The 14583-nt window shown below is 53.6% G+C and carries 13 protein-coding genes; 5 read left to right on the forward strand and 8 right to left on the reverse strand.

Features of this window, described 5'->3' with window-relative positions; translation table 11 throughout:
- Nucleotides 1–15 precede the first annotated feature (15 nt).
- Nucleotides 16–1179 (forward strand): acetylornithine deacetylase, encoded by a 1164-nt coding sequence (gene argE, locus V7676_RS10960; RefSeq protein ID WP_335659748.1) that lies wholly within the window; start codon nt 16–18, stop codon nt 1177–1179.
- A 21-nt stretch (nt 1180–1200) separates the two neighbouring features.
- On the opposite strand, the gene V7676_RS10965 is transcribed toward argE, so the two are convergent.
- Entirely contained in the window at nt 1201–2037 is an 837-nt protein-coding gene (locus V7676_RS10965) for an NTP transferase domain-containing protein (RefSeq protein WP_335659749.1), read from the reverse strand.
- The gene (locus tag V7676_RS10970) at nt 2009–3055 is read right to left on the reverse strand and encodes a phosphoribosylglycinamide synthetase (protein ID WP_335659750.1); all 1047 of its coding nucleotides are present in this window, start codon (nt 3053–3055) and stop codon (nt 2009–2011) included. Before V7676_RS10970 ends, V7676_RS10965 begins: the two co-directional genes overlap by 29 nt.
- Nucleotides 3056–3187: 132 nt before the next feature.
- Here V7676_RS10970 and V7676_RS10975 point away from each other — a divergent pair, with 132 nt between their 5' ends.
- Complete coding sequence (locus tag V7676_RS10975) at nt 3188–4228, forward strand: fatty acid desaturase family protein (protein WP_335659751.1); 1041 nt, start codon at nt 3188–3190, stop codon at nt 4226–4228.
- Here the strand turns inward: V7676_RS10975 and V7676_RS10980 are convergent.
- The 3 genes from V7676_RS10980 to V7676_RS10990 all read right to left on the reverse strand — a co-directional run bounded on the left by V7676_RS10980 (nt 4225) and on the right by V7676_RS10990 (nt 6927).
- Nucleotides 4225–4773 carry a DUF1003 domain-containing protein gene (locus V7676_RS10980; protein ID WP_335659752.1) on the reverse strand — a complete coding sequence of 183 codons (549 nt, stop codon included), beginning with the start codon at nt 4771–4773 and terminating at the stop codon, nt 4225–4227. The genes V7676_RS10975 and V7676_RS10980 overlap by 4 nt on opposite strands.
- A gap of 97 nt (nt 4774–4870) precedes the next feature.
- Complete coding sequence (locus tag V7676_RS10985; protein WP_335659753.1) at nt 4871–5350, reverse strand: asparaginase domain-containing protein; 480 nt, start codon at nt 5348–5350, stop codon at nt 4871–4873.
- A complete protein-coding gene (locus V7676_RS10990) occupies nt 5347–6927 on the reverse strand; it encodes a lysine--tRNA ligase (protein WP_442955433.1) in 1581 nt (526 codons plus the stop codon). Before V7676_RS10990 ends, V7676_RS10985 begins: the two co-directional genes overlap by 4 nt.
- Before the next feature lie 111 nt (nt 6928–7038).
- Here V7676_RS10990 and V7676_RS10995 point away from each other — a divergent pair, with 111 nt between their 5' ends.
- From V7676_RS10995 to V7676_RS11005, 3 genes are read left to right on the forward strand one after another with little or no spacing between them, the layout of a single operon-like run.
- Nucleotides 7039–7611 (forward strand): NnrU family protein, encoded by a 573-nt coding sequence (locus V7676_RS10995; protein ID WP_335659754.1) that lies wholly within the window; start codon nt 7039–7041, stop codon nt 7609–7611.
- Nucleotides 7612–7626: 15 nt separating this feature from the next.
- A complete protein-coding gene (locus V7676_RS11000; protein ID WP_335659755.1) occupies nt 7627–10398 on the forward strand; it encodes an ATP-dependent DNA helicase in 2772 nt (923 codons plus the stop codon).
- The gene (locus tag V7676_RS11005; protein ID WP_335659756.1) at nt 10395–10937 is read left to right on the forward strand and encodes a SixA phosphatase family protein; all 543 of its coding nucleotides are present in this window, start codon (nt 10395–10397) and stop codon (nt 10935–10937) included. The genes V7676_RS11000 and V7676_RS11005 overlap by 4 nt, the downstream gene beginning before the upstream one ends.
- Before the next feature lie 129 nt (nt 10938–11066).
- On the opposite strand, the gene V7676_RS11010 is transcribed toward V7676_RS11005, so the two are convergent.
- The 3 genes from V7676_RS11010 to V7676_RS11020 are packed head-to-tail and all read right to left on the reverse strand — an operon-like array spanning nt 11067 to nt 14555.
- The gene (locus V7676_RS11010) at nt 11067–12350 is read right to left on the reverse strand and encodes an enoyl-CoA hydratase-related protein (RefSeq protein ID WP_335659757.1); all 1284 of its coding nucleotides are present in this window, start codon (nt 12348–12350) and stop codon (nt 11067–11069) included.
- Nucleotides 12351–12352: 2 nt separating this feature from the next.
- The gene (locus V7676_RS11015; protein ID WP_335659758.1) at nt 12353–13282 is read right to left on the reverse strand and encodes a 3-keto-5-aminohexanoate cleavage protein; all 930 of its coding nucleotides are present in this window, start codon (nt 13280–13282) and stop codon (nt 12353–12355) included.
- Between the two features lie 19 nt (nt 13283–13301).
- Complete coding sequence (locus V7676_RS11020; protein ID WP_335659759.1) at nt 13302–14555, reverse strand: acetyl-CoA hydrolase/transferase family protein; 1254 nt, start codon at nt 14553–14555, stop codon at nt 13302–13304.
- Nucleotides 14556–14583 lie beyond the last annotated feature (28 nt).

Below are 14583 nucleotides of genomic sequence, written 5' to 3' on the forward strand. Positions count from 1 at the left end.
GTTTATGTTAACTTCATGACAAATTTATTGCTTGAACCGGCCTTTTCGATCCTCGATTCGCTGATCGCCTTTGACACCACATCCCGAAATAGTAATCTGCAGCTCATCACTTGGGTCGAGGATTATCTTTCAAAATATGGGATTGAGGCCACCCGCGTCAGCAGTGCGGATGGATCCAAAGCGAACCTCTATGCGACCGTCGGTCCCAATGTCGAAGGTGGAATCATCCTTTCGGGCCATAGTGACGTCGTGCCGGTTGATGGGCAGGACTGGATCAGCGATCCATTCTTGGTAACGGAACGCGACGGCCGGCTTCACGGGCGGGGCACTTGTGACATGAAGGGATTTATCGCCCTCGCCTTGGCAGCGGTTCCGATGCTAAAAAATGGCAAGCGGCCTGTCCATCTCGCGATTAGCTATGACGAGGAAATCGGCTGCCTTGGTGCCCCGGCCATGATAGAGGAAATCGCCGCAAAGCTGCCCGCACCGGCACTGGCAATTATTGGCGAACCAACGATGATGAAAGTCGTCACCGGACATAAAGGTATTTGCGTCCATCAGGTCGAGATATTCGGCCATGAAGCCCATAGCAGCCTCACCCATCTTGGCATTTCGGCCAATATGATCGCAATCGAATTAATGCATGACCTTGCCGAACTGGCGCGCGAACTCTGGGAAAAGGCCGATCCGCAATCCCCGTTCATTCCGCCGCATGCAACGCTTACCATCGGAAAGATGGAAGGTGGTACAGCCCCCAATATATTGGCACGGCATGCAAAATTTATTTTTGACCTGCGCTGCCCGCCCGATGTGGACCCGGACGAAATTTTAAAACCCTTCAAGGAAAAGGCGGCCGCTATTGATGCCCAGCTCAAACTAGCCTTTCCCAAAACAGGGGTAGTAGTGGAACAGATGTCCAACGCACCGCCGCTGGCCCAATCCGGCGCGGACGAGGCCGCATCATTTGTCCGCAAACTTACCGGCGATAATGGACCAGCCGGAGTCGTGTCATACGCCGCCGAAGCAGGCCAATTTCAGCAAGCCGGTTTTGCAACCGTGATTTGCGGTCCCGGTTCGATTGAGCAAGCCCATCAGCCGGATGAATATATCAGCCGCGAACAATTTTCCCGCGGCGCGGATTTTATGCAGAGATTGGTCGAAGAACTACAGCAGGCATAAGGAAAAAATAGCTGCTGAGATTTAGTCCAGCAAACCCGCAACGATTCCGTATGACCGTTCATTATCCACATCTATCGCATTGCGCCCTTCGGCAAGAATAACCGGCTTGATGGTCAGCCCGATGCGCTTGGATATTCGCGCCATTGCTCCCGGCAGGCTCACCCAGCCGGAACGCAACAGAAGGAGGTTGAGCAAACCAAAGCTTTCGATAATTCGGCCGACCTTTTTGGCAAATTGTCCGCCGCCCCGAAAAATCTCGGCAGCGGCCAGAGCATCGCGGCCGGACAGGCCATAAAGATTACAATTGGAATATTGGTCATCAGAAAATTTATAAAAACGCCGCTGTCCATCGGGATGGGCCTGTAACACAGCGGCCTTTGGTGCGAGCGCCAGCGCAACATCTGCGTCGCCCTCCAGCATCGTTACCATCGCATCAATCGCCCCAATGGTCAGCAGAGCATTGTCAGCCGTGGTTATGATGACAGGGCCGTCCTGTATTTCCATCATCGCGGCAATCACACTGTCTGCCAGATTATCCTTGGACGCGGCACACGCTATTTGGCCAATACCAACGTCAAGCTGATCGATCACAGTTTCGATATCTGCAAAGGCCTGACACTCAATCGATACACGGATGTCGTCCACTGCCGGATGCCGGGATATCGTCTCTAACACATGGGCGATAAGCGGTTTGCCTGCGATCGGGATCAGGCATTTGTGAGAGGCCTTATGAACGACCGCCAACGGATCGACAGTTCCGGGGCGTTGCGCCGCCAGAACAATCACATTGAAGCGGGGTTTTACCGGCACAGCAGCAGCGGACATCAGATCAAGCTGCAAGCATTGTGCGTTCGTCAATCACACCTTGTCTGCGCATGCTTTCGGTCAAAATCGTTTCGATCATCTCCGCATGGGTCCAGCCAAATTGCTCCGCAACCCGGCCGTAGATTTTCTGCGACCATAAATTACAATTGAGATTGGTTTCGAGGAAAATCAATTCGCCCGTTTCCGGGTTGATGCGAAATTCAAACCGGCCATAATCGAACGGGTGAAAGACTTTTGCCATGGTTCGCGTCAAATGGGCAATGCGTTGGATCCATTCCGGATCATCAAACACGACGGTTTCATAGCTTCCTCTCTGATCTGCCAAATCCCGTTTTTCGGCATATGTCCGCAACTGCGATGGATCATTTTGTTTAAACATGAACATCGGGCACAGGGTTGGCTCACCGCCTGATAGGATCATCGGCACTTCAACGTCATGACCATCAAGAAATGGCTCGACAATCGCGTCGTGGCCCTCGTCGTGAATGTCCGCGACAGCCTGCGCAACGCTGGCCCAATCCTCCGCATCACGGACACCCCAGCTTGCGGACGAAGCATTGGGCTTTATCACCATCCGCTCTGTCATCGGACAATCGGCCTCCAGAACCGGTGCGCCGCGTCTGAAAATGGTCCATGGTGCCATGGGCAGGCCCCGTGCCTTGGCCTCTAATTTGGTCAGATGCTTGTCATCCGACAAGCCGCGCAGAATTGGCGAAGCACCCAAAAACGGTATATCAAGCCGTTTGCACAGCAACGGCAACAGCATTTCACTGTTCAGAAAGCCACCTCGGTTGAGCAGCGGAAAAACGAAATCGCATCCGGGATGGTCGAAAAGCGCTTCATAACTATCCGCTAGTGAAAGCTGCATTCCCATATTTTCAAGGACCGCACGAATTTCTCGATGATAGGGCGCGTGATTGCCGTCCTCTTCATGCAATCCATCCTGTGAAAAAACATGCTTCGCAACAAAAAGCACATGAATATTAGCCCTGATATCAGGAGCAATTGACGCGCGTCGCGGTGAAGCGAAACCATGTTGAGTTGAGATCATATCCCGCTAAATGACAAGTAGATATTACAGCATCAAGACAAGTGCCCTCATTTTCCGTTACGGAACATGCGAATTGGAACTACAAGAGTATATATCTAGATTTTCGGCAGAAATTGACCTAATATAATCATTATGCCATCTGTAAAAGCCGCTCGCCCCTCCGATGTATTTACGCCTGATAACTGGGCGCAGCTGACCACGATATCCAAGTGCCGCGGCCCTTGGCTGATCGTGCATGCTTGGATCATAATATTGGCGGCTATTGCCTTTGCGCTGTGGGCAGCCCATCCACTGATTTGGATCGTAGCGATAATTTTGGTCGGAAGCCGGCAACTTGGCCTCGCCATATTAATGCATGATGGCGCCCACGGCCTGCTCCACCCCAATCGCAAGGTGAATAATTTCCTTGGTCAATGGGCAAGCGGGATATTTACCGGCAGCGATTTGCAAGCCTATCGCGCCTATCATCTGATGCACCACCGCTATACCCAGCAACCGGAAGATCCGGACCTGCGCCTATCGCAACCCTTCCCGACCAGCAAAGCCAGCATGGTACGCAAGGTTTTGCGTGACCTAACCGGACTAACATTTTTGAAACAGCGCGGCGGACAAATATTGACGATGTTCTCGGCACTGCGCCTGATCATTGCCAGCCGCGGAGAGGTGCTCGCCAGCTATGATAAAAAGGCTGGCCGACCTGAAGTCGGTTTGACGGGAGAAGCGGTTGATCCGCAAAGTCAGAGCGATGCGCAGACCCTATTCATCGGCAAGGTCACCGCACAGTTTCTTTTGGTCCAAATCGCATTGCTGGCGCTGTCCTATCTTAGCGGCTTTGGCGCCCTGCCTTTCCTCATCTGGATTGTCGCTTTGGCAACAACATTTCAACTGTTCCTGCGCATCCGCAATATCGCTGAACATGCCTGTACCTCCACGGGCAGCGATGATCCTTTTACCCATGCCCGCACCACCTATGCCAACTGGCTGGAACGCGCGACGGTCGCGCCTTATTGGGTCAATTATCATAGTGAGCATCACCTGTTCATGGGCGTGCCCTGTTATAATTTATCTGAGGCCCACACGCTTTTAATGGTCAAGGGACTTGAAGACCGCATGACGATTGCGAACGGATATTGGGATGTGATGAAACAAGTGACACGTCCTGCGACCGCTTAAGAATCAGCAGGCCGCAGAGCCGATTTAATCTCATCCAAATCTGCCTGAAGTTTGGTTACCTTGTCGAGTAACAGCAAATCCATTTTTTCATGGAGCCGGATAATATCAATTTCCGCCCGCAAATTCACTTCATAATCATGGGTAGCAGCGATCCGGTCCTTGTCTGAAGCCCGGTTTTGACTCATCATGATTACCGGCGCTTGAATGGCGGCAACGGTCGAGAGTATGAGATTTAGAAATATATATGGATAGGGATCAAAGGCCTTATCGACTCTTCCCAAAATTTCGGTGTTCAAGATCATCCAGCTGAGCAGCACCAGAATGAACGCAATGATGAAACCCCAGGAGCCGCCCACCTCGGCAACGCGATCCGATAATCGGTCGCCAAAGCTCATCTCCTTTTCTGCCCGGCCAGCTATATCTTCGGCAACTATCGTCCGTTGGGATATGCTTTCCAGAACATTGCGTTCTTCCGGGCCTAACTCGCTAGGCGCTTTACCCAATAGTTCCCTTGCCAGTTCATCGAAATTTCTTCGGTTCTTCATCACAGCAACTCCTCAGTCCCATGTTGATAGTATATCGCGCAGTTAATGTCCGTCTGTAAATGACTATAGAATATATGCAGCCCAAAAGGTGCTTATCCTATTCGTGCATGAACCGGTGGGCGCTGCGGTCCTTACGGGCTGTGGCAGAATCAAATACTTCGCCGTTCATCGCGATATAGACACCATGCGCCAAGGTCTGGACCGCGGCGAGCGCAAAACCCACATTAAATTCCGCATCGCTATTGCGCAAAGTGGCTGGCTGCATCGCGCCGGTTAGCACGATTGTCTTCCCCTTTATATCTGCCAGAGCAGACGCTGTTTGCACCATAGTATCAGTACCATGGGTAATTAGGACTTTATCCGCATCGCTGGCAACAATTGCCGCACGAATTTCCGCGCGATCGCTATCCGTCAATTCCAGACTGTCCTTGCGCATCAACTGCGTAACCCGATGCGGGACAAAAACGTTATTCTCCGCCAACATATTGGGTAGCGGGGTCGGGCCGATATGATATTCCGACAAGGCATCGAAATACACCTTATCGATCGTGCCGCCGGTCGTAAAAATATCAATCATGCGAGTGCGTGCGAGATCAGTTTGCGCGTATTGTCTATGCCGTAAAGCGCAATGAAACTGCCCATACGCGGCCCCTGAGAGCTGCCCAGCAATGTTTCATAAAGCGCCTTGAACCAGTCCCGCAGATTGTCAAAACCGCCTTCTTTGCCAATCGTATAGACAATCGTCTGGATATCTTCCGCAACCGGATTTTCGGGTAACGCACCTAGCTCGGCATCCAGCCGTTCTAGCGCAGCAACCTCAATGCCTTCCGGCTTGCGCCGATGCAATGTCGGCGCAATGAAATCCTTGTGATAGGCCATCGCATTGCCGATCAGCTCATCCAGATCAGGATATTTTTCCGACGTCGCATCCGGCGCATATTGGCGCAAATAGCTCCAGATTTGTTCCCGGTCTGCATCCCCCATGACGCCAACCAGATTGAGCAACAATCCGAAGGTTACGGGAATAGTATCGTCCGGCACATCGCCGCCATGAACATGATGCACGGCATTGCCGAGCTGCTTGTCGGGCGCTTGATCATGCCAGTTGGCGCGGAACTGAAAATATTCATCCACCGCTTTAGGGATCACACCCATATGCAGCTGTTTTGCTGATTTCGGTTCGCGGTAAATATAGAATGCGAGGCTGTTTTCAGAGCCATAGCGCAGCCAATCATCAAGGCTGAGGCCATTGCCCTTGGACTTCGAAATCTTCTCGCCTTTTTCATCTAGGAACATTTCATAGATCAAGCCTTCGGGCTTGCGTGCACCGAGCACTTTGGCAATCTTGCCCGACTGCACACCGCTATCGGTCAGATCCTTACCATACATTTCATAATCAACGCCCAAAGCCGTCCAACGCATCGCCCAGTCGACTTTCCATTGCAGCTTTGCGCCCCCGGTCAGGGCGTTATGCTCAATCATCTCGCCATCATCTTCAAAACGGATAATTCCGGTTTCGGCATCAACAACTTCTACGGGCACTTGCAACACGTGACCGGTTTTGGGGCTGATTGGCAATACCGGCGAATAGGTCGCCTGACGTTCTTTACCTAGTGTCGGCAGCATGATGTCCATAATCTGGCTGTAACGCGCTAGCACCAGTTTCAGTGTCGGATCAAACGCTCCACTTTGATATTGCTCGGTCGAGGACAGAAATTCATAATCAAAACCAAAGCGATCTAGAAATTCGCGCAGCATCGCATTATTATAGGCGGCAAAACTGTCATATTTCTCGAACGGGTCTGGCACCTGCGTCAGCGGTTTGTGGAGATATTCTGCCAACATATCCTGATTCGGAACATTGGTTGGAACTTTACGAAAACCGTCCATATCATCGGAAAAGGCGATCAGCCGCGTCGGGTTACCCGTCAGCACTTCATAAGCCTGCCGCACCATCGTGGTGCGCAAAACTTCATTAAACGTGCCTATATGCGGCAGACCGGATGGACCATAGCCGGTTTCAAACAGCATCGGTTCCCCATTGGGCTTAGGCGCAGGCGCGCCCCGTTCCCCGCGATAGCGTTTGAGCAATTTGCGGGCTTCTTCAAATGGCCATGCTTTGGATTGCTGAGCGGCTTCACGATAATCGGTCACGATGGTATAGTCCTAATAAATGGGTGGTGTCGTTTATTTTGCTTGGTTCTGGGCCAATAATAGCATTACCGTCTATAGCAAGTTAGAACAGCAGAAAAGCAGGAGATTCAAATGGGTGCATTGATCGCGGGCATATTGCTTTGGAGCATAGTACATCTGGTCAAATCGGTCGCTCCCGGCCTGAGAACCAGCATTCGCGGCAAGATTGGTGCGGGTCCGCATCAAGGGTTGGTCGCGTTGCTCATAGTCAGCGCCCTAGCGCTGATGATCTATGGCTGGCGTACTGCGGAGTATGAATTTGTCTATGACCCGCCGGTGTGGGGCCGACATTTGAACATGTTGCTGATGGTATTTTCGATTTTTCTATTTGGTGCTGCCCAGGGAAAATCCCGGATAAAACAGTGGATTCGTCATCCGATGCTTACCGGTATGCTTGTTTGGGCTGTGGGCCATTTGCTGGCTAATGGTGACAGCCGTTCGGTTGTTCTTTTCGGTGGCCTAGGACTTTGGGCGCTCATCTCTATTTTTACTGTATCCCGCAACGAAGGGGCTTGGCAAAAGCCATCTGAAACGGCGAGTATTGGCCGCGAGATGTTGAGCATTGTCATAGCGCTCGTGCTTTACGCTGTTTTATTTGGTGCGCATCGCTATTTTACCGGCGTCGCACTTATCGGATCGCAATAGCAGCAAGTTGATAGATTGAACCAACAGACTCTCCCTTTTCCCGCACTCCATGCCAGCCATAGTGGCATCTGGATTTGCGACAGCAATGGCGTGTCCCGCGCCATTGGCAAGGGCGAAGCGATTGGCTGCGTCGCGGAAACACCGCATATCCTGCTCAACGCGCCGCTCATGGGTCAGCGGTTGGGCTATCCTGACCTGTCCGGCCTTGATCTGCTGGAACTATTTGCATTCATCCATCCGGCGCAATTTGTGGTTCCCACCCCTGCGGGTCTAGCCAAGACATTGGGCCTTGACCCCGCAGAACAGGAAGCAGACATTGCACAGCTTTACCGCGAAGCGGCCAGTCATTTGCTGGCAGGATTGCAAGCGGGCCACTGGCGGGAACGCGAAGGCGCGTGGAGCAGCGCACAAGCTCTCTACCGGCTGCGCTGGCCTTGGGCAGGAGAAGTTTCCAAGCGTATCAAACAACCCGCCGAAGCCGAACGCTGGCTATTTTCAAAACTCGATGAATGGGAAGACGAAACCCCGCGCCCAGCTCCTCGCCCTGTAATCATGGACGAAGGCGCAACCTTGGCGCAGCTAAATACGCTGACCGGTCAGGGATCGGAAGAACGTGCAGGCCAAAAAAGCTACGCCGCTGCGGTCTCGAAAATATTCAATCCCCGCCGGACGAAGGGCGTGCCCAATATGTTGCTGGCCGAGGCAGGCACGGGCATTGGAAAAACCTTGGGCTATCTCGCACCCGCATCCCTTTGGTCGGCAGAGGCTGGGGGCGCTGTCTGGATCTCGACGTTTACAAAGGCCTTGCAGCGGCAACTCGATCGTGAAACCCGGCGCATTTATCCCGATGAAGAAACTTTCCGCAAAAAAGTGGTCGTGCGAAAGGGCCGTGAAAATTATCTCTGCCTGCTGAATCTCGAAGACGCCTTACAAGGCGGATTTGCCGGACGAGCGGCGATCCTTGCGCATTTGGTCGCGCGTTGGGCGGCCTATTCCAAAGATGGCGACATGGTCGGTGGTGATTTACCCGGCTGGCTGACCACTTTGTTCCGCCGCAACGGAGCGACCGCGCTCACCGACCGGCGCGGGGAATGCGTCTATGCAGGCTGCCCCCATTACCGGAAATGCTTCATCGAAAAGTCCACCCGTGCAAGCCAACAGGCCGATATTGTCATCGCCAATCATGCGCTTGTCATGGTCAATGCCGCGCGCGGGCGCGAACAACAAAATGCGCCAACCCGTTTGATCTTTGACGAGGGTCATCATCTGTTCGATGCCGCCGATTCCATGTTCGCAGCAAGGCTTTCAGGTCAGGAAACCATCGAGATACGCCGCTGGGTGATTGGGCCGGAAAGCAAAAATCGCGGCCGTCGGCGGGGCCTCGCCGCGCGGCTTGCCGACTTAGCCTCTTATGACGATGAAGGCGGCCGTGCGATTGAAAGCGCGCGCCATGCCGCCGAATCCTTACCGAGTGATGGCTGGATACAGCGATTAGCCGAAAGTGAGCCATTTGGTCCCGTCGAAGCCTTGCTTGGCGAAGTGCGCCATATGGTATTCGCCCGCGACGAAAGTCAAAGCGCGGATGCGGGCTATGGGCTGGAGACAGAACTGACCGATGTCGAAGGCCCGATGATCGATGCTGTCGCCAATGCGGCGCAGGCCATGGACGCGTTGCTCAAGCCCTTGGTCCGGCTGGGCCAGCGGATCGAGCATCTGATCGAGGAAGGCCCTGACTGGATGGATGCTCCGGCGCGCGCGCGGATGGAAGGGGCATTGTCGAGCCTTGGCTGGCGCTGCGATACATTATCGGGATGGCTGGCTTTGCTGTCCCGTATTGGCGGGCCGGCTGATCCCGATTTTGTCGACTGGTTGATGATCGACCGGATCGAAGGCCGCGAATATGATATCGGCATCTGCCGCCACTGGCTTGATCCCACTATTCCAGTGACAGAGGTTGTTACCAAACAGGCCCACGGGCTGATGATTACATCGGCCACGCTAAAAGGCGGTGGTGATTGGGAAACCGCGCGGGCACGCAGCGGTGCGGTCCATCTGGATCAAGCGGTTCAGGAATTTGAAGTGCCCAGTCCGTTTAATTATGCGGAGCAAGCCAAAGTCATCATCGTCACCGATGTGAAGCGCGGTGATATGGCTGCGCTCGCCGGTGCCTATGCGCAACTGATCGAAGCCTCCGGCGGCGGGACATTAGGACTGTTCACCGCGATCCGGCGGCTGCGCACCGTATATGCGCGGATTGCCGACCGGATGGCGCAAAGCGGGCTTCCGATTTACGCCCAGCATGTCGATCCGATTGATACCGGCACTTTGGTGGATATTTTCCGCGATGATTCCAAGGCGAGCCTGCTCGGCACCGATGCCTTACGCGACGGCGTCGATGTACCCGGACGGAGCCTGCGTCTTGTCGTGATGGAGTCGGTTCCATGGCCACGCCCTGACATCCTCCATAAAGCGCGGCGACTGGCGGGCGGTGGCAGCGCCTATGATGACCGGATCATTCGCGCCCGGCTCGCCCAAGCCTTTGGCCGCATCATTCGCCGCGCGGATGACCATGGGCATTTTATCATCTTGTCATCCGCATTTCCATCCCGCCTGCTATCCGCTTTTCCGCGAGGAACACCGATAGAAAGAATGCCGCTGGAACGGGCGCTGGAAGAAATAAAGGCGGCTAAAACCAAAACTGTGCAATCCAGTCTTTCCCCTGACTTATCTTTCGGGCATGACGCTGCGCTGAGGGACAAAATACGAGATAAATCGGGCAATATATGAAGAGACTGACACTTTTGCGGCACGCCAAATCGAGCTGGGACGACCCGGTTACGCGCGATTTTGACCGGCCGCTTAATGAAAAAGGCAAGCGCGCCGCGACCACCATTGGCAAATTTATAAAACGCAATGGCCTTGCCTTCGATCAGATACTCGCTTCACCCGCCGTCCGGGTTATCGAAACATTGGAACAGGTCGAGCCCGCCAGCGGCCTGTCTTTTGAACCAATATGGGACCGCAAAATCTATCTCGCATCATCGGTAACTTTGATGGATGTCTTGCGGAGTGCTGGCGCTGAGGCAGAGCATATCTTGATGGTCGGCCACAATCCCGGCCTAGAGGATTTGATTTTCGATCTGGTTCCCAACGACGGATCATCCGAAGCCCGTGGCTCGGTCGAGATTAAATATCCAACCGCTGCCTTGGCCGAGCTTAGTCTGGATATTGAAAACTGGACCGACATTAAAGACGACTGCGGAAAATTAAACCGCTTCACGCGGCCGCGTGACCTCGACCCCGAATTAGGCCCAGATTATAATTAGCCGCTCTGTGAAGAGAGACTGCCGCGCGATATAGCCTGCAGCGAACCTGTCTTACCAACTAGGTACCCCTTCATAACAGCATTGCTATAATGCGGTATTAAAACGGAACTGCTCTTGGTTTGTGCTTGCTTATTTCCCAGTCATCACACCTTCCAGATAGACCGGATAGCCAGCCAAAGTTGCGGCGTAATTTATTATGGCCTGTTCTTCTTCTGACAGTCCGCCCGCATGTTTTGCTGCTACGCCCTTTATTGCGTCTATCGATTGTTGTGCTTTGAGAGCGAGTGGATCTGCGCTGCATTTTATCCAATAGTCCGGTGCAACCCGATCTTGCACGGGAGCGGGCATACCCATCCCGGTTTTGGTGAATCCGGCAGCAGCAAGCGCTCTATTGTCGGCGCTTTGGGATTCTATCGCGCTGCTAATCTCTGAGATTGCCGCTGTGGTGGCAGAACTGAATGCGTCTTTGCGTTTGGCGCGATCATAGGCTTGTTTGGCAAGGAAGAGCGTCTGGATCATGTTGCGTGCTTCACTTCGTTGAATGAGCCGCGCAAAGACTGACATTTCCGAACGGATAGCGCCATCCATCGGCTGCATATAGCCCAATTCGACACAATCTAATATCGCCAGGGGTGCAGGCTCATGCCCAAGCATGCGGGTAAGTTCACCTTTTCTATTAGCTGCGAGTATTGGTGCGGCTTCAGCATGAAGGGCGGGGACATAATCCGCGCGGTCCCATGGCTGAACGGCGTGGGCGGCATCTGACAAGAGCCAGCGTTCAGCAGCGGCCACTTCTTCACCAGCGTTCACCAGCTCGTCGATAAGACCAGCCTTTTTTGCGTCTTGACCGCTTAAATTGCGTCCGCGTAGTAACACGTCAAGAGCGATCTCCAATCCCACTAGGCGCGGCATTCGCTGCGTGCCGCCTGCGCCGGGTAACAGGCCCACGGCGGATTCAGGTAAACCAAGAAAGACCTTTGGACTGTCCACGGCTACCCGATAATGCGCGCCCATTGTCAGCTCACACCCACCGCCTAGCGCTATGCCGCCAATGGCTGCTGCAACCGGCTTTCCTGCTGTTTCAAGCTTACGAATAGCGTGGCTAAGTGGGAAGAAATGGTTGTAGGCAATATCAAAGCGATCATTGGCCCGCGACGCGACTATCATATCATAGGCTACGCCTAATTCAGTCAAATCCGCGCCTGCGCAAAAGGCATTGTCTTTGCTAGATCGCAACACCACGCCTTTAACATCCGCGTCTTTCAGCCATGCCGCAAAGGCACCGAGTTCATGAATGGCGGCGTTGGAAAAAACATTCATGCTGCGGGTCGGGCAATCAAATATCAGGTGAACAAGCCCGTTACCCTGAAGTTCGATACGGAACTGCTCGGTCTTTGGCAGAGTGTTGGTCATATTTAAAATCCTACCGCGTCCGCGCCCTTAAGTTCCAAGATATCGCGGGCTTCGTCGGCGCTTGCGATTTCTAGGCCCAGTCCTTCGATTATCTTACGCACACGAACCACTTGCTCGGCGTTTGTTTTGGCAAGCGCTCCTTTGTCGAGCCAGAGATTATCCTCCAGCCCCACGCGCACATGACCGCCATTGGCCGCAGCCATGGCTGCTATCGGCATTTGGTTACGTCCCGCGCCGAGCACCGACCAACGGTAATTATCGCCAAAAAGACGATCCGCTGTACGCTTCATATGCATCACTTCTTCCGGGTGACCGCCAATGCCGCCGAGCAACCCAAAGCAAGTCTGAATGAACAAGGGCCCTTTGACGAGGCCTTCTTGGTAGAAGTAATTCAGGTTGTGCAAATGGCTGGTATCATAGCATTCAAACTCATAGCGCGCGCCGGTTTCATTCAATGTTTCGAGCGCATAGCGTATGTCTTTAAAGCTGTTGCGGAAAACGAGATCATGACTGCCCTCCAGCATGTCCGGCTCCCACTGATGCTTGAACTCTTTATAACGCTCTAGCATCGGGAATAGGCCAAAATTCATAGAGCCCATGTTGAGGCTGGCGACCTCTGGCTTCCAATGGGCAGCCGGCTGCACGCGTTCTTCTACCGGCATATAAGGTGAACCACCGGTGGTCAGGTTTACCACAACATTGCTCTGTTGCTTGATGGTACGCAGGAAAGGTTCAAAGGCTTCGGGGCTTTGATCGGGGCGGCCATCTTCGGGGTTACGCGCGTGAAGATGAACAATCGCCGCGCCTGCCTCTGCCGCGCCTATTGCGCTATCCGATATTTCCTGCGCTGTGACAGGCAGATATTCCGACATGCTCGGCGTGTGAATAGAGCCGGTAATTGCGCAACTGATGATGACTTTCTTATTAGCCATTTTCTCTCTCCTATATGCGTTAAAAGCGAGCCGACAGGGTAGCCCATGCTTGTTTCAAGACGTCTTTATGTTCTGGTGCCGCTATGGCGATCAGCGCCTGTGCTCGCGCTTCATAGCTTTTGCCGCGCAGATCCGCCACGCCATATTCGGTGACGATGATATCCACATCCATACGGCCTAGCGACACTGGACCGGTGGCCTCTTGCGGCGCGATGATGCGGCTGATGGTTCCGTTAGCCGCGCCTGCGGGAAAAGCGATGATCCGCAGGCCGCCCTCGCCCATGCGTGCGCCGCGTGCAAAATCGCTCGCACCACCAGGGCCGGACATAAAGCCTTTTGGGGTGAGTTCAGCATAAACTTGACCATAGAGATCGACTTCCAGCGCCGAATTTATCGTGATGAGCCCATCTATTGCGCCCAAGCTCGCAAGACCGTGGGTTACGGATATTGGGCGAAACTGAAAGGCTTCATGCCCCAAGCCGGCATAAAGGTCCGCACTACCTATTGCCACGCCTATGGTCGCGCTTTGTCCGCTCGCCATCGCCCCCGATTGTACGAGGCGTAACGCCGCATCACCCATCAGGCCAGTGTGAAGATATAGGTCTTTGCGATGATGTAGCGCATCGAGCACCGCATCGGGTATCTTGCCAAGGCCCGTTTGCAAGGTTGCGCCATCGGGTATGTAAGGCGCGATATGGTTCGCTATTGCGGTAGAAGTCGCGTCCGCCTTGCCTGCTGGCATACCGAACAGTTCTTGCTCGGCCTCCACATAAGCAGTCAATTCGCTAAATGGGATGCCCGCATCGCCAGTTGTCCACGGCATTAGCGGGTTTATATGTGCAATACGCACCGGAATATCGCGCCACAACTCTGCGATAAAAGCGGTTTCGGTGCCAAAGCTACACTGGCCATTTTTATCGGGTGGGCTGCACATGAAGAGGGCGGCCTGCGGCTTATGCTCGCGATAATAAGCTAATATATCCTGATAGCAGAGCGGCAAAAAATCAACTTGGTTGCTATGGGCCTTTAGCTCTGGCGTCATAAAAAAGCTGAGTATTTTGGAGCGACTATTAGCCAGGTACGTCCGGCGGTTCAGGCCGGGTACGAATATCCCGCTAAAAGTAGAGGGAGCAATATCTTCGCCGCCATTTTCAACTGCATCGGCGAGTATGCCGGACTCCGCCGAACAGGAGGAAACCAGCGTTAGCCCGCCGGGCAAAAGCGCGGCGAGGTCACGTGATAAATTAGCAGGGGCGAGGCTCTGGCCTATCATGCTATTGTGCCTTATTCTCCATATTCTC

The sequence above is a fragment of the Parasphingorhabdus sp. genome (assembly GCF_036963805.1).
Lineage (GTDB): Bacteria > Pseudomonadota > Alphaproteobacteria > Sphingomonadales > Sphingomonadaceae > Parasphingorhabdus.